We start from the raw sequence: 18,833 nt of genomic DNA, 5'->3' as shown, positions 1-18,833 counted from the left end.
TCGCGCGCGACTGTGGGCCGCGCTGGCCTCGGCGATCGCGCTCGCCTTCGTCGTGACGGTGGCTGCCGTCGCGTCAGCCCCTGCGCCGCAGCAGGGCGAGGGTGCAGCACCCCCGTCGTCGACCGGGCCGTCGGAGCCCCCGACGACGTCGGTCCCGTCGGAGCCGCGGCGCGAACCGACGGTGGACCGGCCCACAGCGCCGCGGGACGACACCGAGCAGGACCTCCGCGCGCACGGCGAGCCGACCGAGGACCAGCCGCCGGCACCGGCACCCACGCCTACCCCCGAGCCGTCACCACCGCCCCGCACCGAGGAGCCCCGCGCCACCCCCGACGCCGATCGCTCGCCGGCGCCGCACGACCACGGCGCGCGGCTGTGGGGCCGGTGGTTCCGCGCCGACGAGATCCGCGAGGGCGACGTCCGTGTGCTCGTGGCCGGAGACCACCCGCTGTACGTGGGGTTCCTGCGGCAGGACGGCGGCGACGGCCTCGTCTGGATGACCAGCTGCAACACCTTCGGAGGTGAGCTCACCGTCGGACGCGAACGGCTCCGCGTGCGGGACATCGGCGGGACCGCGGTCGCGTGCGAGGACGACAACCAGCACGACCAGGAGGAGTGGCTCGAGGCGTTCTTCGCGGCCGGTCCCCGCTGGCTCACCGCCGGTGACCAGCTCCGGATGTGGACACCGGACGGCCGGCGGATCGACCTCTTCGAGGCCCCCGAGGGCCCAGGGCCGCCCTGGAGCTGAGACCCCCAACGGTTCGGCCGGCCTCAGTTCGCCGGCATCGGCCGCAGGACGGTGGTCTGACTGGCGGTGGCGAGCACCACACCGGCGTCGGACCACAGGGTCGCCGTGCCGTGGGCGATCCCGTTGGCCGCGCCGTCCAGCTGGACCTCGATCAGGTACCAGTCGGTCGGGTCGTGGCGCACGATCCGCAGGGTGTTGTCGAGGCTCTGCGGGACGACGGGGGCCCCGAGCGCGGTGCCGATCCCGGCGGGCACGAGGTCACCGAGGATGGCCATCGCCGCGGGTGACGCCTCGAGCTCCGGCAGGCGCGCCCAGAAGCCGGCCCGACCACGCCCGAGGTGGCCCGGACGCTCGGCGTCGTCCGTGCGGCGAGCGAGACGGATGTCGATCCGCTCGTTGATGGTGCCGGCGAAGCGGTCGAGCACCGGGCGCGGTGGGCAGTCGCCCGGGGCCAGCACGTCCGGAGCGAGCCGTTCCGGCGGGTCGGGGGTCTCGAGGGAACCGGCGCCGAGGGTCGCGGCGACGTGCACGATCTCGCGCTGCTGGTCCCGCCCGATGACGCGCAGCTGTGACAACCGACGGCCGGTCGCGGGCCGGCGCACCTCGAGTTCGACCACGTCGCCGGGGTGCGCGACGGACAGGAACTGGCCCGACAACCACACCGGGGGTCGACCGGCGAGCCGTTCGACGACCTCGGCCACGGCCCCCATCGTCGCGCCGCCGAACAGGGTGCGCATCCCGGAGCACAGCTCGGGGGTCACCGGTAGCTCCCAGGTGTGCTCGTCGCGACCGGGGCGGACCCCGAAGAAGTCCAACCGATCCAACGTCCCGCCTCCGCGACTGCTCCGAGGCGGGACGCTAGCGAGCGTCATCACCGGCATCCGGGGACTCGCCGTCGGCGGCGTCATGCTCGCCGTCGGCTGCTGACGGCTCGGCCGACGACGGCTCGCCCGACGACGGGGCAGCTGGCAGGGAACGGTCACGGCCGCCGCCGAGGAGCAGCCCCAGGCCGAGGAGCAACAGCAGGACCGGCCCCGCCACGCGCAGGTCGAGCAGGCTGATGGTCAGCTCGCCGCTCAGCACCGCGACGGCGATCCCGACGGCGGTCGCGCCGGCGATGAAGGAGAACGGGTCGAAGCGGTGGCGGCTCACGGCTGCACCTCCGTGGTGGCGTTGTCGGCTGCGCTCGGTCGAGCCTGGACGATGAGTTCGCCGATGCCGCCGCGCAGCTCCAGGGTGTAGGTCGGCCGGCCCGGATCGGGCGCCACCTCGATCGAGCGCTCGAGACCGAGACCGTCGGAGCGGAGGTCGAAGAGGTCCAGCTCCCCGATCTGCAACGTGGCTCGCCCGGTGATCCCGACCCCTTCCGGGACGATCACGCGCAGGCTGCCGACGCCGAGACTGGCCTCGATGGTGACGTCCTCGTCGTCCGGGAGGTCGCGCAGGTCGAGCTCGAGCTCACCGATGCCGACCGCGAAGGGTGCCCGCAGCTGTTCGGCATCGGCCACGGTGACCACGTGGCTGCCGACGCCGCCCCGCAGGTCGATGCCGAGGTCCTCGACGGCCGCGGCCACGAGGGTGACGGGGAGGACGAACGCCACGACGGCGATCACCCACCGTGCCCGACCGACGAACGCTCCGAGCAGCAACCCGAGCCCGAGCACGAGCAGGACCAGCGCGAGCATCGACGCGACCGGCACGGTCGCGACCCCCACGACGTCGGCCAGCCAGGCGCCACCGCCGGCGAGCAACGCCACCCCGAGGGTCATCCGACCGAGCGGGGAGCGGGGACGACGCACGACCGGTGGCGGCGTCCACGCAGGACCGGACGGTGCCGGCGGCCGTGCCGGCGGCTCACCGTGCCCGCCGCTGCCCCACACGGGCACGTCGCCCGACGCCTGGTCCGCTCCGGACGGCGTCGGTGACGCCGCGGGGGCAACCGGGGCGGTCACGTCGTGGTCACGGCTGGACATCGTCGCCTCCGTGGGCGGTGGGCTCGCGGCCGGCGGTGTTCCACCCGGTGCCGGCGCGGGAACGGGCGTCGGCGTGGAGGTCGGGGTGGGAGGAGGTGCGCCCGTCCCGGATGGCCGCCGATCGGCATCGACCCAGAGCGCGACCCCGAGACCGATGAGCAGCAGGGGCAGCAAGCCACCGAGCCGGCCGTCGCCCACCACGCCGAGCAGCGCGAAGGTCGCCAGCCCGATCAGGCCGATGCCGACCCAGAAGCCAGGGGGTCGCTCCGCGAGCCTGGTCGGAACCACCGCGCCATCGGTGTCCTGCTCGGGGACGAGCAGGAGCATGGCGAGGTAGACCAGCACCCCGAAGCCAGGGAAGGGCACGAAGGCCAGCACCACGAACCCGATACGGACGACCACCGGATCGACGCCGAGGTAGTGAGCCAGCCCGACGGCGACACCGCCGATGAGCCGACCCCGGCGGCGACGGGTGAGGCGGCGCGTGCCGGCCGGCAGGTCCTGCGCAGCATCGGCGGTGGTCCCCCCGTCTGTGCCCCCGGCGGGTGGCGGTGGCGGCGGTGCGGTGGGGGGCGGCGGGGCGGGCATCGCGGATCCTCGGTCGGGCGGTGGCGGTGGCGGGGGCGGTGGCGGTCCGGCTGGGCCGCGGGGTCGGACACCCCTGCCCCGGTACCGACACCACCGTCCCACGGGGGCGACCCGACCACCATCAGGGTCGCCCCTGAGGCGACCCTGATGCACGCAGCCACGACGAGGGTGCCCCCGCGCGGACGCGGGCGCCCCCGTGTGCCACCATCGCCGTCGGCGCCGCGGCGGCAGCCCGGCTCGTCCACGACGCCCACGACCCGAGGGCCTTCCGATCAGCGCCACCCCACCCCCGCCCCCACCGCCATCGGTGGCACCGCCCCGTGCCTCGAGCAGTGAGCGGACCCGACCCGGTGCACCCCTGGCCCCGGGCGGGCAGGACGGTGGCGGAGCGGGTGCGGACGGCGACGGTCGCAAGCTGCGACGGACCCGGACCGACCGCGTGGTCGCGGGGGTCGCCGGGGGGCTCGGCCGCCACCTCGGCGTCGACCCCGTCCTGGTCCGCGGCGGCTTCGTGGTCCTGGCGTTCGCCGGTGGTGTCGGCCTCTTGCTGTACGGCGTGCTGTGGCTGACGACACCCACCGAGCCCGACCAACCCGCCCCGCCACGTCGGCCGACGGTCCAGCAGGCGGTGGCGCTCGCCCTCATCACCCTCGGCGTGCTGCTGCTGCTGCGCGACGTCGGGCTGTGGTTCGGTGACGCGCTCGTCTGGCCGGTGGTGCTCGGCGCCGCCGGGTCGGCGATCGTCTGGACCCGTGGCGACGACGTGACCCGGTCGCGGCTCGTCGACACCGGGTGGGGTCGGCTGGCGGGACGCAGCGGACCGGTCGGTTCGGTGGCGCGCCTGGCGATGAGCCCGGTCTCGCCCACCCGGATCGTGGTCGGCACGATCCTGGTGGGCCTGGCCATGGCGGGCTTCCTCGCCGTCAACGACGCCCTCGCCGCCCTGCGTGACCTGTCGCTGGCGCTCCTGGCCGCCGCCGCGGGGGCCGCGCTCCTGTTCGGACCCTGGTTGACCCGGGTACTGAGCGAGCTCGGGTCCGAACGCCGCGAGCGGGTCCGCCAGGAGGAACGCGCCGAGCTGGCCGCGCACCTGCACGACTCGGTCCTGCAGACCCTCGCCCTGATCCAGCGCAGCTCCGACGACCCTCGCCGCATCGCGACGCTCGCCCGCGTCCAGGAGCGCGAGTTGCGCGCCTGGCTCTACGGCAGCGGGCACGTCGCCGGCACCGAGCCGACGACGCTGACCGACGCGGTCGAGCAGGTGGCGGCCGAGGTCGAGGCGCTGCACCACCTCGCCGTCGAGGTCGTGGTGGTCGGGGACGCGCCCGTCGGCACCGGGACGCGGGCGTTCCTCGGCGCCATCCGCGAGGCCACGACGAACGCGGCCAAGCACGCGCAGGTGGACGAGATCGCCGTCTACGTCGAGGCGACCGACACCGAGCTGATCGCCTACGTCCGCGACCGAGGCATCGGGTTCGACGTGCCGGCGGCCATCGACGACGCGAACGGCGACCACCGCCGGGGCCTGCGTGACTCGATCATCGGCCGCCTCGAGCGGCACGGTGGGCGCGCCACCGTCTGGTCCGCGCCGGGCGATGGCACCGAGGTCGAGCTGAGCATCCCCCGTGACCGACCATCCGAGGCAGCGTCCGACACCCCTTCACCCGAGGAGCCCACGTGAGCAGCCGCGCCATCAAGGTCTTCCTCGTCGACGACCATGCCCTGTTCCGCTCGGGGGTCCGAACCGAGCTCGGCACCCACGTGACGCTCGTCGGGGACGCCGGCGACGTCGACGGAGCCATCCAGGGCATCGAGTCCACCAAGCCCGACGTCGTCCTCCTCGACGTCCACATGCCCGGCGGTGGTGGGCTGGCCGTGATCGACGCCATCAGCGAACGGCGGCCCGACGTGCGGTTCCTCGCCCTGTCCGCCTCCGACGCCGCCGAGGACGTCATCCGGCTCATCCGCGCCGGTGCGCGGGGGTACGTGACCAAGACCATCGCGACGCCGGACCTCGTGGACGCGATCGCACGGATCCACGCCGGGGATGCGGTGTTCAGCCCGCGACTCGCTGGGTTCGTGCTGGACGCGTTCGCGGGCGAGCTGCCCGACGGCACCGTCGAGGACGCCGAGCTCGACCGCCTCACCACGCGGGAGAAGGAGGTCCTGCGCCACCTGGCGCGGGGCTACACCTACCGCGAGATCGGCACCCGGCTGCACGTCTCGGTCAAGACCATCGAGACCCACGCCAGCTCGGTGCTCCGCAAGCTCCAGCTGAGCAACCGGCACGAGCTGACCGCATGGGCCGCCGGCCGGGACCTGCTCTGACGGGCGGCTAGGCCGTCTCGGCGGGGTCCGACGCCGCCGGCGCGATGGTGTCGGGCCGGCCGAGGGCAGCCGTGCCCATCGGTTGCAGCACGGACATGACGAACCGGTTCGCCACGTCGCCGGGGTTGACGTACCGGTGCGCGACCTCGGCCTCGAACAGGATGCTGTCGCCGGTGGCGAGGTGGCGTTCCTCGTCGCCGAGGTGCACGCGCAGCTCCCCCTCGAGCACCAGCAGCATCTCGATCGTGTCGGGGGTGTGCGCCTCACCGTCGAACGCGTCGCCGGCCGCCAGCGTCCAGTCCCACAGCTCGACGATCTGCGGCGGGTCGGTGCCGAGCAGGAACCGCGCCTCGCTGCCCGCCGTCGAGGTCCAGAGGGCCGCGGCCTCGCCGGCACGCTGGACGGTGATGCGCGGGCCGGGCAGCGGCGCGATGAGGCTCGCGACCCCGACCCCGAGGGCGTCGGCGAGCCGGCACAGGGTCGAGATGCTGGGGTTCGCGCGCGCCTGCTCGACCTGGATCACCGTCCCGCGGCTGACGTCCGCCCGCTCGGCGACGGCCTCGAGCGTCAACCCGCGTTCGCCCCGCAAGCGCCGCAGGTTGGCCGCGATGGCGCCACCGAGCTCCTCGTGCCCCTCCACCTGACTCCCCTCGCCAGTGCAACAGAACGGACGAGAACGTGCATCAGATTGCACTTCGCGTCGTCAGCCCGTAGCGTACAGCGAACCGGACCCGATGGTACAGCACACCGCACTCGCGTCCCTCCCCGCCACGCGCCCCTCCGGAGCCTCGCCCGTGACCGCCCTCCTCGCCCTCGCGTCCGCGTTGACCTTCGGTGCCAGCGACTTCGCCGGTGGTCTCGCGTCACGCCGTGCCCCGGCCCTCGCCGTCTCGTGGCTGGCCCAGGCGGCCGGCTTCCTGGTCCTGCTGCCGGCGCTCGTGCTCCTGCCCGGCGTCCTGTCGCGTGAGGCACTGCTCACCGGCGCGGTCGCCGGCATCGCCGGCGCCAGCGGGCTCGTCCTCTACCTCCGCGGCCTCGCCATCGGTCCGATGGGGCTGGCCTCACCGCTGGCGGCGGTCACCGGTGCCGCGCTGCCCGTCGTCATCGGCCTGCACGCCGGGGAACGACCGACCACCGCCGCGACGATCGGCATCGGGCTCGGCCTCGCCGCCGTGGTGCTCGCCACCGGCCGGGACCTCACGGCAGCCGCGACCGGCGGTGGGCTCGGGCGGGGGCCGCTGCTCGCCCTCCTCGGCGGGTTCGGGTTCGGGGTGTTCTTCGTCGCCATCGACGCCAGCCCGGCCGACTCGGGCCTCTGGTCCCTGGTCGGCGCCCGCTCGGCGTCCATGGTGCTGCTCGGCGCGGCGCTGCTGGTGCGCCGGACCAACGCCAGCTGGGGTGACCGCCGGTTCCTCCAGCTCGCGCTGATGGCCGGCGTGTTCGACATGGTCGCCAACGGGCTGTTCCTCGCCGCGACCCGTTCGGGCCTGTTGTCGATCGCGGCCCTCATCAGCTCGCTGTACCCGGTGGTGGTGGCCGGCCTCGCGCACCGCGTGCTGCGCGAACGGCTCGACCGACTGCAGTGGGCGGCGGTCGCCACCTGCCTCGGCGCCGTCGGCCTCATCGCCCTCGGATGACCCGAGGCGCCGTCTGCGTCAGCGGCGCAGGTGCGGATCGTGCTGGGTCACCCGGGTGCGCAGCGTCACGATCGCATCGCCCGACAGCACCCCGCCACGACCGAGCAGGCGGCCGTGCTCCCAGTTCGACAGGCCGAGCTCAGGCGTGTCGAAGGCGTACTGACCGTCCACCCAACGGGTGAAACCGTCCCCGACGAACGGCGCGTCGACCGCGGCGAAGAAGCGCTCGTGCTGGGCCCGGTCCTCGCTGATCAGCGAGGCCACGAACCGCGGCGACCACCGGTTGCACAGCGCGACTGCCTCGTCCACGTCGTCGACGATGGCCAAGGTCACCTCCGGGCTGTCCTCCCACTCCCACTCGAGACCGAGCTGCGAGGCGAGCACCGTCTCGGCCGCCGGCTCCTCGACGATCCCCTCGGCGCGCGAGATGGGCACGAACTCGGTGAACCGCCGCTCGGGCACGTACGAGCGGGACGCCTCCATCACGTGCAGCTTGGCGTTGACCCCACGGTCCGCCGCCGCGCGGTCGAGGGCGGCGAGGAAGACCGGCACGAGCTCCTCGGCTCGGGAGCGCACGATGCAGCAGGTGTTCAGGGTGTTGCACACCTTGCGGTCGAGGCTGGCGTGCACCGTGGCAGCCAACCGATCGGCGTCGGCGTGCTCGGAGGCCACCAGCCACGCCCCCCCGGTGCCGTGCAGCGAGACCTGGTTGCCGGCCTGACGGGCGACGCTGCCGAGCTGTTCGACGGCCCGCCCCGAGCCGCGCGCCACGGCCAGCGCCAGGCGCGGATCGGCGAACAGCGCCCACCCGGCCGCGTGCGCCTTCGAGTCCACCAGCGACGCGGCGCCCGGGGGGAGGCCGGCCGCGGCCAGGGCGGGATCGAGGGCGTGCTCGACGATGGCTCGCGCGGTCCCGAGGGCATCCGACCCGATGCGGAACACCACCGTGTTGCCGGTCCGCAGGACCCCGCACGCGTCCGCGAACACGTTGGGACGTCCCTCGAAGACGAACGCCACCACCCCGAGCCGGTCGGTGACCTGCTCGACGGTCCACCCGTCGTGGGCCACGGTCCGGACGACCGTCCCGCGACCACCGGGCGCACCGCGCCAGGCCCGTAGCCCGGCCACCATGTCGGCCCGCATCGCGTCCGACAGCACCAGCCGGGTCGTCGAGCGGCCGCGTTCGCGCGCCGACTGCACGTCGGCGGCGTTGGCCGCCGCGATCGGCGCGAACGTGGCGTCGGCCTCCAACCGGTCGGCGAACGCCCCGTAGAAGGCGTCGATGGCGTCGTCGTCGACGGCGCCCATCGCGTCCGCGGCCGCGACCGCGGCATCGACGGCAGCACGAGCCGCAGCCCGTTCGGCGGCCGGCAGGTGCAGCAGGTCGCCGCGGTCCTGCAGCACCACGAGCGCGTCTCCCGGCGCGAACGCAGCCGCGAGGTCGGGCGGCACGGTGGTGACGCGGTCACCGCCGACGAGCAGCGGCTGGCCGGCGGTGAGTGAGGTGAGGGGCGCGAGATCGTCCATCCCCGGACGGTAGGCCAGCGGGTGGGGCCGCCGCGAACCGCCCCCGTGGCGCGTCCCCCGTGCTTGGCTGCGCTCGGCGCCCGGTGCACCCTCGTGCCACGATCCGTCCGCTGCCCGTCCGCGGGTGACCACGGACGCGAACCAGGCAGGGCAGACCCGAGACCGGCCCGACCGACCCGAGACCCGCGAGGACGTGACCCGCGTGACCGACGAGCGTGCCGTGTTGCGCATCGGGGAGGTGGCGCGCCGCACCGGCGTCGCCGTCCCGACGCTGCGCGCGTGGGAACGTCGGTACGGCCTGCTGGCACCCGCCCGCACCGATGGTGGCCACCGCCTCTACAGCGATGCAGACGTGGCCCGTGTGGACGCCGTCCAGCGGCTGCTCGACGCGGGCTGGTCGGCGTCCGCCGCCGCCCGCGAGGTGCTCCGCGACGTGGTCCCGGTCACCCGGCTGCGGCCCGTACCGACCAGCGGCGGGGGCGATGCCGCCGCTGAGATGGTCGCGCAGCTCGAGGGTGCCATCGACGGGTTCGACGCGCCGTCCGCCGACGGGGTGGTCGACGACGTGTTCGCGCGGCTGGACGTCCCACGCGGGCTGGACGAGGTCATCCTGCCCGTGCTCCGTGAGGTCGGGAACGGGTGGCAGGACGACCCTCGGGTGATCGCGCGGGAGCACTTCGCCACCAACGTGCTGCGCCCCCGCCTCCAGCGGCTGCTGCGTGTCGCCACCCCATCGACGGCACGCATCTGCCTCGCGGCCGCTCCCGAGGGCGAGGAGCACGACCTCGGGCTGCTCGCCTCGGCGGTGGTCGCCGCGGACGCCGGGTGGCGCGTCCACTACCTGGGTGCCCGGACGCCGACCGCCGCCATCGAACGGGCCGCCGCCGAGCTCGACCCGGACGTGATCGTCATCGGGGCCATCTTCCGCGACCAGGCCGAGGCGTTCCTCGCCGACCGCCCCACCTTCGACCGGGCCGCGCTCGTCGTCGGTGGCGCGGGGTTCGTGCCGGCCGACACCGCACGGCTCCGCCACGCGGTGCTCCACGAGGGCGACATCCGCACCGTGGCCGCCACGCTCGAGCGGGCCGTCGCAGCTCGCCGCGCCGCCCTCGGGTGACCGTCGCCTCAGCGCGAGATGCGGAACTTGATGCGCACGTGGGTGTGGTACTCGGTGATCTCCGTGCCCTCGACGATCGCCGAGGTGTCCAGGACGGTGAAGCCCTCGACGTTGCGGAGCGTCTTGGTCGCCTCGTCGAGCGCCTTGTGTGCCGCGTCGCGCCACGACTCGGTCGAGACACCAACGAGATCGATCGTCTTGATGACAGCCACGGTCTGCCTCCGGAGGGAGCGGTACCGGCAGGGGCGCCGGTGGGGGACGGGGGTGGTGGGGCGTCGCGGAGAGGTGCCGGGCGGAGGTCCGTGGCGGCTCCCGACGCCACGGACCTCCGACCCGGTCAGGCCGACGGTGCGGCCGTGGAGAGGTCGATGATGTGGGCGAACCGGTCGCCGATTCTACGGGCCGCTGCTTCGCGTGACCCGTCGTCGACGGCCGCTGCGCCGAGCTCGTCGGACCACAGGTCCGGGCCGAACACGACACCACGGTAGGCGTCGACGGCGGCCGTGGCACGCAGAACGTCCTCGGCGTGGTCCACGGACCCGATCCGCACGAGCGCGCTGACACGGTCTCGGCCCTCGTCGCGGAGCAGCGCGCCGAGTCGGGCGGCGTCCGCCGCGTCGACGGGCGGCGGCACCGACCACACGTCGGCGTCGATCCCGAGCTCGCGGATCTCGCGCAACGCGTCCTGGGTCCGGTCCCGCGGGGCCACGAGCTCGAGCAGCAGCGAGCGGTCGGTCTCGTGCAGCCACGCGGCGAGCCTGGTCAGGCCGAGCGCCTGCGCCTTCTTGACCTCCGGCGCATCGTCCGGGTGCCAGCGCACCCGCGCCGCGGTCAACGTGGGGTCGAGGTCCTCGATCGGACCGGCGAACCCGTCGCCATCGGCGAGGACGAAGCGTTCCTGGTCGCGGTCGTCGACCTCGAGGACCACGCTGAGTCCCCGGGTCATGGCCACCGGCGCCAGCTCGGCGGCGAGCACCGGGTCGAGGAGGACGGCGACCGCGTCGGCGCCGACGGCGGCCACGTCGCGGGCGTGCGCGAGCGCGTCGAGCAGCACCGACGCGGTGTCAGCACCTGCGCCGGGCTCGAGCGCGAGCAGGGCGAGCCTGCGGTCGTAGCCGAGGGGCACGGGGTCTCCTGCGCGGCGCGTGGGGCGGGCGGCGGAAGGTAGTGGCGGCGTCCGGGACGATCGGTGGCCGGCGGGCCGTCACCGCAGCAGGAAGGTCACCGTGAACCCGAGGACGGTGCCGATCGCGGCCAGGACCGTCGCGGGCATGCCGAACCGACTGCCCTTCACGTGCGCGACCAAGCCGAGGATCATCCCGAGCGGCCCAGCCAGTGGAGCGACTCCGGCGATGGCGGCGGCCACGGCGCAGAGGACAGCCAGGACGACCAGGACGGTCCGGCCCCGCGGGGAGGCGTCGATCGGCGCGAAGGGGTCGCGCGGGAGCGCCGCGTCGGGCGCCGCGGCTTCGGGCTCGGACACGACGAGGCCTCCTCACGGACGCGGGCGGTGCGCGGTCCCTTCCCGCGCGGGACGAAGGTACCGCCGATGGCCGCGCGGCAGGGGCACCCCCGGCGTTCCCGGTGCCCGCTGTGCGCCCACCTGGCCACCGTCCGCTGCAGTGAGCGGCCGAGTGGCCGACCCTAACCCTGTACGAACGATGGTGGCCGCTGGACCGAGCTCCCCCTACCCCGGTCCTAGCCAGGGGATCACATGCAGCAGCGACGAGAACGACGACGGATGCGGGCCACGCGGTGGCTCCTGATCGTCATCGTGGTCTCGATGCTGCCGGTCCCGTGGCTGCAGGGGGGCCTGCGCCACGGCGCCAGCCGGGAGCTGGTCCTCAGCGTCGACGGGTACACCGTCGACACCCCCGAGATGCGCTACCTCACCGTCCTCGGGTACTACCCGCTGCTGCAGGCCATCGGTGACCAGCTGGTCCGCGACCCCAAGGGGGGGCCGGCGGACCTGCTGAGCCTCGACCCGCCCGACTGGCTGCGGCCGCGGGTCAACGAACCGGTGGCGGTCGCGCTCGGCATGCAGGCAGCGGGTCTGGATTCACCGATCCGTCTGAGCATCGTCGGCCACACCCCGGACGGAGAGCCCGTGGAGGTCGACCGGTTCAACGGCCGCCCCATCCGCACCCGTGACGACCTGGTGAAGGCCCGGGATCTGCGCCCCGAGGAGGGGCCATGGTTCTCCACCCGCGATGGGCAACGCTACGAGGGGGCGCCCTCGGACACCCTCCACCGGGTCCAGCTGCGGTGGAGTACCCGCCTCGATGCGTTCACCACCGGTGGCGTGCCGTTCGGTCACGTGGCAGCGCTGCGCGAGCAGGTCCGCGACCTGCCCGTCGGTGCATCACACACCCTGATGGTGGCGTTGGCGGGCTACGCCCACGCCACGCAGCGGGACCTCGCGCCGGGGTGGACGTTCGCCGGCACCGGCGCGCTGGATCCGCTCACCGGTGCGGTCACCAGGATCGGCGGCCTGGAACTCAAGGCGAAGGCCGCCCACCAGGACGGTGTCGAGCTGCTGATCTACCCGGCCGCCCAGCGCGGCGAGCTCGACGGCATCGCGACGCCGGGGATGCGCCGGGTCCCCGTCAGCACCCTGCAGGAGGCCATCGAGCTGCTCGACGGGCTCGCCCCCCGCTGAAGCGGTCAGGCGGTGAGCGTGCGCAGTGCCGACCGGGCGGCGTGGTGGCCGCAGAGGCCGTGGACCCCGCCGCCGGGGGGTGTGGACGACGAGCACAGGAACAGGCCCGGCACCCCGGTCCGGTACGGGTCCACCGCCAGCCGGGGTCGGGCGATGAGCTGGAGCGGGTCGGTCACCCCACCGGCGATGTCACCGCCGACGTTGTTGGGGTTGTAGGCCTCGAGATCCGCGGGGGTGGTCACGTGACGGGCCACGACGCGATCACCGAAGCCGGGCGCGAACCGCTCGAGCTGCGCTTCCAACCGGACGAGGGCGTCGTCGCCCGCGTAGGCGTTGGGGACGTGGGCGTACGCCCAGAACGGCACCACGTCGCCGACCGCCCGATCGGGGTCCATCAGGTGCTGCTGCGCGGCCAGCACGAAGGGCCGCTCGGGCATGACCCCGTCGTGGACGAGCTGTTCGGCCTCGACCAGCTCCGCGAAGCTGCCGATCACGTGCACCGTCCCGCTGCGCCGGGCCGCCTCCGCGGCCCACGGCACCCCGCCCCGGACGGCGTAGTCGACCTTGAACGCACCGGGCCCGTAGCGCCACCGGGCGTTCCTGCGCCGGATCGGCTCCGGCAGCGCGTCGCCAGCGATCTCGGCCAGTGCACGCGGCCCCACGTCGAGCAACGCGACGCGGGTCGGTGGCAGGTCCCGGAGCGAGGTCACCCGGACGCCGGTGTGGATCTGCCCCCCGAGCTCGCGCAGGTAGCTCGCCATCGACTCGACCAGCGCACGCGAGCCACCGACGACGGCCGGCCACCCGTAGCGGTGCCCGGCCGCGGCCATCAGCAGACCGACCGAGGTCGTCAGCGGCCGGTGCAACGGCTGGACGGCGTGCGCCGCGACCCCGCCGAAGAGGGCCTTTCCCGCCTGGCCGGGGAAGAGGCTCGCCGTGGCCGTGGCCGGCAGCAGCGACAGCGCGCCCGCCCGCCCGGTGGCGATGGGGTGGCGGGGGACCCGGATGACCGGTCCGAGCAGATCGCTGGCGACCGCGTCGTAGGTGCGCACCACCGGGCGCAGCAGCCGGTCCCACACCGGCCCGTCCTCGCCGAGCTCGGCGACGGTCCGGTCGAGGTCGCGGTACTTGAGCGCGACCTGGCCGTCGTCCAGGGGATGCGCGACGGCGATCTCCGGGTGGGCCCAGCGCAGGCCGTGCCGTTCCAGGGGCATGGACCCGAACACCGCCGACGCTGCCCCGAAGGGGTGGATGGCGCTGCACACGTCGTGCAGCAGCCCCGGCAGGGTGAGGTCGTCGCGGGAGCGGGCACCACCGCCGATCGTGTCCTCGGCCTCCAGCACGGTGACCCGGAACCCCTCGCGGGCGAGGGTCAGTGCCGCCGCCAACCCGTTGGGTCCGGCACCGACGACGACGGCATCGGTGCGGGCAGGCGACACGGCCACGGACGCTCCGGGGGTCTAGGGACGGGGTGCGGCCGCGGCAGCCTGCCCCATGCCGTCCGTCGACGCACCTCGGCGGCCGGGGGAGGCCAGGCCGAGCCGGACGAACAGCAGCGGCCCGAGACCCCCGACCCACGCCCCCACCGCCGCGTAGCGCAGGTAGCGCAGCACCAGGGCGACCGGGTCCTCGCCGCCGGGCAGCAGCGCGCCGAGGCCCTGCCACAGCACGACGACCACGATGCCGCCGACCAGCACGCGTAGCACCCGTTGTCCCGTGGGGCCGCCGACCTCGAACCCGCCACCGCGAGCCAGCAGCACCAGGCCCACGACCAGGCCCGCCAGCGTCCCCGCGGGGGTGACCGCGGCACTGGCGCCAGCGACGGAGGTGGCGTCCGGAAGGCCGACCCACCCGAAGCTGACCCCGGCCAGCCGACCCGCGAGGAGGGTCGCCGGCGCGATCATCGCCAGCGATGCGACCACGCCCGCCAGCACCCGCTCGGTGTCGGTGACGCGACGCCACCACCGGACGACCCGAGGCTCGAGCACCACGAACCAGACCACCAGCACCGCGCCCACGAGCCAGCCGACGAGCAGGTCCTCGAGCAGGTGGGCGCCGAGGTGGACCCGGCTCCAGCCGATCGCGAGGATGAGCAGGACGAGGCCGATCCGCACGGCTCGGCGTCGCGCACCCACGGCGAAGAGGCCCCAGACCGCCGCCGCGTTCTGGGCGTGCCCCGACGGGATGCCGAAGCTGTGCTCGTCGACCTGCGCGAGCTCCGGCGCGAGGAAGCCGGGCCGTGGGGTGGCGAACAGGAGCTTGAGGACCCCGTTGAGCCCCGCCGTGACCAGCAGCATCACCCCGAGCCGGATACCCCAGCGGCGGCTGATCGCCCAGAACAGGATCGGGAAGGCGAGCAGGTAGAACTCCTCGTCGCCGAGGAAGGTCACGACGGCCATCAGCGGGGTGAGCCACCCGAGGTCGTGCTGTAACCGTGCCGCACGGTCCAGCTGGGCCGCGTACCGCGACGGGTCGGGACCACGGACGGTCCCCCGGGCCGCCTCACGTTCCTCGAGCACGTCGACCAGCACGTCGGGCACGTCGGTCATGATCCCGTGGACGCCGGCGTCGAGCAGCCGGTGCATCTGTTCGGGATCGTTGACGGTCCAGACCTCGACGGTCGCACCCACACGCTCGGCGGCCCGCACGAACCGGGGGGTGACCACCCGCCGACCGTCGTGGTGCTCGGGGACCTGGAACACCTCGGCCGGCGGCGACCACCACGGGTGGAGACCGACCAGCTGGCGGACGTAGAAGCCGGTGGTCTCGCCCTCGGGCATGTTGGTGCGGACCTCGGGCAGCTGCTCCCGTACCGGCAGGAGGTAGTCGGTGTCGAACGAGGAGATGGTGATGGTGTCGGCACGGCCGGACGCGGCGACCAGGTCGATGGCAGGCTGCACGACACGGTCGCCGGTGTCGGTCTTCAGCTCGATGTTCAGCGGAACGTCCGGGTAGGCGTCGAGCACCTCGGCGAGGGTCGGGATGGTCACGCCCTGACCGGCGAAGGGTCGCGTCCCATCGGGAGCCTCGAAGGTCGCGCCGGCGTCGAGTTCCTTGACCTCCTCGAGGGTCAGATCGCCGACCGACCCGGTGCCGTCGGTGGTGCGGTCCACCGTCCCGTCGTGGAGGATCACCACCTCGCCGTCGGCGGTCAGCTGCAGATCCATCTCGAGGACGTCGGCGCCCTGCTCGAGCGCGAGATCGAAGGCTGGCATCGTGTTGGTCGGCGCGTACGCCTGGGCCCCCGAGTGCGCGATCACGAGGACGTCGTCGCCGGCGACCTCAGCCGGAGGCGGCACCTGGGACCACGCCGCGCCGACGATCGCCGCGAGCAGGACACCGGCGACCACGAGCCGTCGCCGCGTCCGCGCCACCCCCGACACCTGCACGCCACCCTCCTCGCGTGGAACCTACCGACGCAAGCCGACCGGGGTGGCGGACGCCGGGCGGTGTCTACGCATCGGTCCCGCCCCGCACGCCCCGAGGGGCAAGGACGTGGCCGCCAACAGGATGGCCCCTGCCTTCACCTCGGCTCCCCCTTCGAGGTCTCGCAGCGGCGAGGAACGAGGCCATCGTTCTGCAGCCGAGCTGTCTCGGCCGGCGTCGTAGGCCTCGGCCGGCAGGTAGCTCTCGTTCACGAGCCGGCGGATGATCTCGTCCTCGGATGGCTCGGTGGTGCGCGCCGTATCCGCGGCGCCTTCGGGTTCGGCCGATCCGACCGAGGCCGGGTCGCGCGGTGGCTGCTCCGTCCTTGATGCTGAGGCACTCGGCCAAGGGCTTCGGTCGGCACATGTGGGACCGGGCGAGTAGGGGCGAGGTCTGGCTACGGTGCCGGTGTCGCCATGAATCAGCTCACCGTTGGCAGCCACCGGATCGCGTACCGGGAGAGCGGTACGGGGCCGCCGCTCGTTCTGCTGCACGGATGGCCGCTCGACAGCCGCGAGTTCTCGCGGCAGCTCGAAGGGTTGGCCGACGAGTTCCGGGTCGTGGCCTGGGACGCGCCAGGAGCAGGCAGATCGTCCGACCCGCCCGAGACTTCACGGCTCGAGGACTGGGCGCACTGGCTTGCCGCGTTCATCGAGACCCTCGAGCTCGCCCCGGCCCACGTGGCCGGGCTCTCGTTCGGCGGCGGCCTGGCGCTCGAGCTGTTCCGCCAGCACCCCGTCGTCGTCCGATCCCTGATCCTCATGTCGGCGTACGCGGGATGGGGCGGCTCGCTCTCCGGCGAGGAGGTCCAGCGCCGGGTCCATCGGACGCGTGTCAACACCGCGTCGCCGCCGGCGCAGTGGGCACCGGCGCTCATCGGCACCCTGCTTCCCGAGGACTCGGATGCTGGGCTGGCCGACGAGCTCACCACGATGATCGCCGACGTCCATCCGGCGGCGACCAGGACCGCGATCCAGGCTCTTGCCGCCGCCGATCTCACCGACACGCTGTCCAAGGTCGATGTGCCGACGCTGCTGCTGTACGGCGAGCTGGATGTGCGGTCTCCGAAGGCGGTGTGGGAGCCCATCCATGCCGCGATCGCGCACTCTCGGCTGGTGGTCATCCCAGGGGCCGGCCACATGGTCGACATGCAAGCCGCCGAGCGGTGCAACGACGAGATCCGCGCCTTCCTCCGTCACGTGGAGGACAACGGGTCCACCACGTAAGAGGGGATCCTCCGGCACCGACGTCACGGCTGCCGCGGGGCACCCACGGGTCCGGGATGTCAGCGGCACTCCGACACCCGCGGCTGCTCGCAGCGGCGCTACGCGGCGCACCCATCGGCGCCCCGAGCCGTGTCCGCTGCGGAGCCCGCGAGGCCATCTCCGCTTCCGATCGAGCTCTGATCCCTCCAGAACGCTCTCGTCGATGCGTGGCATGACGGGAACTCCAGCGAACGAAGCAGGAGGGATCCCCCCAGCGCACGCTGAGGCGAACTCTACGACCTCGGTCGCCGATCGAAGTCAGCCGGCTCAGCCGGCCCAACGTCGCGGATGAGGCAGAACTCGTTGCCGAACGGATCCACGGCGACGGCCCACTCGAGCACCGGATGATCATCCGATGGGTACAGAGCGGGAGGCTTCTCGAGCCGTCCCCCCAAGGCTTCCACGTCGCGAAGCGCCGCCTCGACATCAACGACGGTGAAGTCGAGGTGGACCCGGTTCTTCGCAGCGGCCTTCACCTCGGGCACCAACTGGAGCAGGATGGACCCGTCCTCAGGTCGTCCGAGTCGGGAGAACCGACCCTGGAAGCCACTGAACAGCAGCGGTTTGCCCGAGACGGCGGCCCAGAACCGTTCGCCCTCATCGAGGTCGTTGACGTCGATGACAACGGCCCGCAACGGCCCGACCGCCATCCTCCCGCCGCTCTGTCGCTGACCCACTCACCGTAGCCGGTCATCCGGTGAGCTCGCTGGCCTTCTCCGTTCCGCGGAGGCCGATGGACCGCTGTCTGCGTGACGAGGCCCTGCTGTGGCTTCAGGAGCCCGACCGTTCGGCGCGGGCATGACGGGCATCGAGACTCCAGCGCCCGGCGCCACGCCAGAGCACGTAGCTGGCGATGAGCAGGACGACGACGGGGAGCGCGATGGGGGGCTCCTCGGCGTCGACGTTGGGCCAGATGTCCACCACCAGGTGGGTGTAGACGGCGCCCAGCATCGTCGGCACCGCCAGTGCGGCACCGATGCGGGCCCACAGGCCGAGCGCCAGCAGGGTGCCAGCGACGAGCTCCGCGGCCACGGCGAGGGGTGCGAGCACGCCCGGGACCGGGAAGCCTGCCGCCTCGACGAGCGGGCGCATCGGTGCCTCTGGCGCGAGAACGTGGGCGAGGCCGATCCCGAGCAGCGGCGCTGCCGCCACGAGGCGCAGTGGCAGCAGGTGCCGCCGGGGCTCGGTGGTGCGGACCTGTTCGAGCACGGTCGGACGCTGGGTGGCTGACGTGATGGTGGCCATGGGTCGCGCTCCCCGGTCAGAGGCCCACCCGCAGGCTGACCTCGTAGCGATCGACGGTACGGATCTCGGACCCCGCACCGTCGCTGATGTCACCGCGGAGGCGGCTGGCTTCCGCCTCGGAGGCGCGCATGGCCTCCTCGGTCTCCCAGAACGTGATGCCCAGCGACTCACCGGACGTGCGGTCGACCAGCGAGAGGACCCCGGCGAAGCCGGGCACGGTCTGCAGTTGCGGCAGGATCTTGTCGACCACCAGGCGTTCGGCGTCGTCGATCGCCTCGGGTCGGTCCTGGAAGCGGTTCACTCGGGCGTACATCGGCAGC

20 protein-coding genes are annotated in these 18,833 nt (G+C 73.7%); 7 read left to right on the top strand and 13 right to left on the bottom strand.

The window, feature by feature from the left end; genetic code table 11:
• The first annotated feature begins 181 nt into the window (after positions 1-181).
• Positions 182-748: an META domain-containing protein gene (locus tag NITAL_RS06360; protein ID WP_211262241.1), complete on the top strand. Its 567-nt coding sequence runs from the start codon at positions 182-184 to the stop codon at positions 746-748.
• 23 nt (positions 749-771) lie between these two features.
• Here NITAL_RS06360 and NITAL_RS06355 read toward each other — a convergent pair whose 3' ends face one another.
• From NITAL_RS06355 to NITAL_RS06345, 3 genes are read right to left on the bottom strand one after another with little or no spacing between them, the layout of a single operon-like run.
• Positions 772-1,572: an acyl-CoA thioesterase gene (locus NITAL_RS06355; protein ID WP_052665273.1), complete on the bottom strand. Its 801-nt coding sequence runs from the start codon at positions 1,570-1,572 to the stop codon at positions 772-774.
• Positions 1,573-1,606: 34 nt separating this feature from the next.
• Entirely contained in the window at positions 1,607-1,900 is a 294-nt protein-coding gene (locus NITAL_RS06350; RefSeq protein WP_052665272.1) for a hypothetical protein, read from the bottom strand.
• Entirely contained in the window at positions 1,897-3,309 is a 1,413-nt protein-coding gene (locus NITAL_RS06345; RefSeq protein ID WP_052665271.1) for a PspC domain-containing protein, read from the bottom strand. Before NITAL_RS06345 ends, NITAL_RS06350 begins: the two co-directional genes overlap by 4 nt.
• A gap of 196 nt (positions 3,310-3,505) precedes the next feature.
• On the opposite strand from NITAL_RS06345, the gene NITAL_RS06340 reads away from it, so the two are divergent.
• Both NITAL_RS06340 and NITAL_RS06335 read left to right on the top strand, forming a co-directional pair.
• On the top strand, positions 3,506-4,990 hold the full coding sequence (locus tag NITAL_RS06340) for a PspC domain-containing protein (protein ID WP_083441288.1): 1,485 nt from the start codon (positions 3,506-3,508) through the stop codon (positions 4,988-4,990).
• Positions 4,945-5,637 carry a response regulator gene (locus NITAL_RS06335; RefSeq protein ID WP_052665269.1) on the top strand — a complete coding sequence of 231 codons (693 nt, stop codon included), beginning with the start codon at positions 4,945-4,947 and terminating at the stop codon, positions 5,635-5,637. The genes NITAL_RS06340 and NITAL_RS06335 overlap by 46 nt, the downstream gene beginning before the upstream one ends.
• A 7-nt stretch (positions 5,638-5,644) precedes the next feature.
• On the opposite strand, the gene NITAL_RS06330 is transcribed toward NITAL_RS06335, so the two are convergent.
• A complete protein-coding gene (locus tag NITAL_RS06330; protein WP_052665268.1) occupies positions 5,645-6,277 on the bottom strand; it encodes a helix-turn-helix domain-containing protein in 633 nt (210 codons plus the stop codon).
• A gap of 154 nt (positions 6,278-6,431) precedes the next feature.
• On the opposite strand from NITAL_RS06330, the gene NITAL_RS06325 reads away from it, so the two are divergent.
• Positions 6,432-7,274 carry an EamA family transporter gene (locus tag NITAL_RS06325; protein ID WP_052665267.1) on the top strand — a complete coding sequence of 281 codons (843 nt, stop codon included), beginning with the start codon at positions 6,432-6,434 and terminating at the stop codon, positions 7,272-7,274.
• Between the two features lie 18 nt (positions 7,275-7,292).
• On the opposite strand, the gene NITAL_RS06320 is transcribed toward NITAL_RS06325, so the two are convergent.
• Positions 7,293-8,801, bottom strand: coding sequence for an aldehyde dehydrogenase family protein (locus NITAL_RS06320; protein WP_052669491.1), 1,509 nt, complete (start codon positions 8,799-8,801; stop codon positions 7,293-7,295).
• A gap of 124 nt (positions 8,802-8,925) precedes the next feature.
• Between NITAL_RS06320 and NITAL_RS06315 the strand changes: the two genes are divergently transcribed.
• A complete protein-coding gene (locus NITAL_RS06315) occupies positions 8,926-9,918 on the top strand; it encodes a MerR family transcriptional regulator (protein WP_052665266.1) in 993 nt (330 codons plus the stop codon).
• A gap of 8 nt (positions 9,919-9,926) precedes the next feature.
• Here NITAL_RS06315 and NITAL_RS27060 read toward each other — a convergent pair whose 3' ends face one another.
• The 3 genes from NITAL_RS27060 to NITAL_RS06300 all read right to left on the bottom strand — a co-directional run bounded on the left by NITAL_RS27060 (position 9,927) and on the right by NITAL_RS06300 (position 11,401).
• Positions 9,927-10,130: a dodecin family protein gene (locus tag NITAL_RS27060; RefSeq protein ID WP_052665265.1), complete on the bottom strand. Its 204-nt coding sequence runs from the start codon at positions 10,128-10,130 to the stop codon at positions 9,927-9,929.
• A gap of 125 nt (positions 10,131-10,255) precedes the next feature.
• A complete protein-coding gene (locus NITAL_RS06305) occupies positions 10,256-11,044 on the bottom strand; it encodes a 2-deoxy-5-keto-D-gluconate 6-phosphate aldolase domain-containing protein (protein WP_052665264.1) in 789 nt (262 codons plus the stop codon).
• Between the two features lie 78 nt (positions 11,045-11,122).
• Positions 11,123-11,401, bottom strand: coding sequence for a hypothetical protein (locus tag NITAL_RS06300; protein ID WP_052665263.1), 279 nt, complete (start codon positions 11,399-11,401; stop codon positions 11,123-11,125).
• A 231-nt stretch (positions 11,402-11,632) separates the two neighbouring features.
• On the opposite strand from NITAL_RS06300, the gene NITAL_RS06295 reads away from it, so the two are divergent.
• The gene (locus tag NITAL_RS06295; protein ID WP_157041659.1) at positions 11,633-12,577 is read left to right on the top strand and encodes a hypothetical protein; all 945 of its coding nucleotides are present in this window, start codon (positions 11,633-11,635) and stop codon (positions 12,575-12,577) included.
• Positions 12,578-12,582: 5 nt separating this feature from the next.
• On the opposite strand, the gene NITAL_RS06290 is transcribed toward NITAL_RS06295, so the two are convergent.
• Positions 12,583-14,022: a phytoene desaturase family protein gene (locus NITAL_RS06290; RefSeq protein WP_211262240.1), complete on the bottom strand. Its 1,440-nt coding sequence runs from the start codon at positions 14,020-14,022 to the stop codon at positions 12,583-12,585.
• 15 nt (positions 14,023-14,037) lie between these two features.
• Positions 14,038-15,966, bottom strand: a complete 1,929-nt coding sequence (locus NITAL_RS06285; RefSeq protein WP_052665261.1) for a glycerophosphodiester phosphodiesterase family protein — start codon at positions 15,964-15,966, stop codon at positions 14,038-14,040.
• Between the two features lie 453 nt (positions 15,967-16,419).
• On the opposite strand from NITAL_RS06285, the gene NITAL_RS06280 reads away from it, so the two are divergent.
• Positions 16,420-17,229, top strand: a complete 810-nt coding sequence (locus NITAL_RS06280) for an alpha/beta fold hydrolase (protein WP_052665260.1) — start codon at positions 16,420-16,422, stop codon at positions 17,227-17,229.
• A gap of 272 nt (positions 17,230-17,501) precedes the next feature.
• On the opposite strand, the gene NITAL_RS06275 is transcribed toward NITAL_RS06280, so the two are convergent.
• The 3 genes from NITAL_RS06275 to NITAL_RS06265 all read right to left on the bottom strand — a co-directional run bounded on the left by NITAL_RS06275 (position 17,502) and on the right by NITAL_RS06265 (position 18,826).
• Positions 17,502-17,918 (bottom strand): VOC family protein, encoded by a 417-nt coding sequence (locus NITAL_RS06275; RefSeq protein WP_052665259.1) that lies wholly within the window; start codon positions 17,916-17,918, stop codon positions 17,502-17,504.
• Between the two features lie 121 nt (positions 17,919-18,039).
• Positions 18,040-18,513, bottom strand: a complete 474-nt coding sequence (locus tag NITAL_RS06270; protein WP_052665258.1) for a DoxX family protein — start codon at positions 18,511-18,513, stop codon at positions 18,040-18,042.
• Positions 18,514-18,529: 16 nt separating this feature from the next.
• A complete protein-coding gene (locus NITAL_RS06265; protein WP_052665257.1) occupies positions 18,530-18,826 on the bottom strand; it encodes an antibiotic biosynthesis monooxygenase family protein in 297 nt (98 codons plus the stop codon).
• Between the last annotated feature and the right edge of the window lie 7 nt (positions 18,827-18,833).

Source organism: Nitriliruptor alkaliphilus DSM 45188, from assembly GCF_000969705.1.
Lineage (GTDB): Bacteria > Actinomycetota > Nitriliruptoria > Nitriliruptorales > Nitriliruptoraceae > Nitriliruptor > Nitriliruptor alkaliphilus.
Note: the sequence above shows the minus strand (reverse complement) of the source record. Positions and strands in the feature narration are given on the sequence as shown.

What these genes read in the sequence shown, in the direction of transcription:
- NITAL_RS06345 (WP_052665271.1), bottom strand. Translation starts at nt 3,309, where the DNA reads ATGCCCGCCCCGCCGCCCCCCACCGCACCGCCGCCACCGCCACCCGCC.
- NITAL_RS06320 (WP_052669491.1), bottom strand. Translation starts at nt 8,801, where the DNA reads ATGGACGATCTCGCGCCCCTCACCTCACTCACCGCCGGCCAGCCGCTG.
- NITAL_RS06295 (WP_157041659.1), top strand. Translation starts at nt 11,633, where the DNA reads ATGCAGCAGCGACGAGAACGACGACGGATGCGGGCCACGCGGTGGCTC.
- NITAL_RS06280 (WP_052665260.1), top strand. Translation starts at nt 16,420, where the DNA reads ATGAATCAGCTCACCGTTGGCAGCCACCGGATCGCGTACCGGGAGAGC.
- NITAL_RS06275 (WP_052665259.1), bottom strand. Translation starts at nt 17,918, where the DNA reads ATGGCGGTCGGGCCGTTGCGGGCCGTTGTCATCGACGTCAACGACCTC.
- NITAL_RS06270 (WP_052665258.1), bottom strand. Translation starts at nt 18,513, where the DNA reads ATGGCCACCATCACGTCAGCCACCCAGCGTCCGACCGTGCTCGAACAG.
- NITAL_RS06265 (WP_052665257.1), bottom strand. Translation starts at nt 18,826, where the DNA reads ATGTACGCCCGAGTGAACCGCTTCCAGGACCGACCCGAGGCGATCGAC.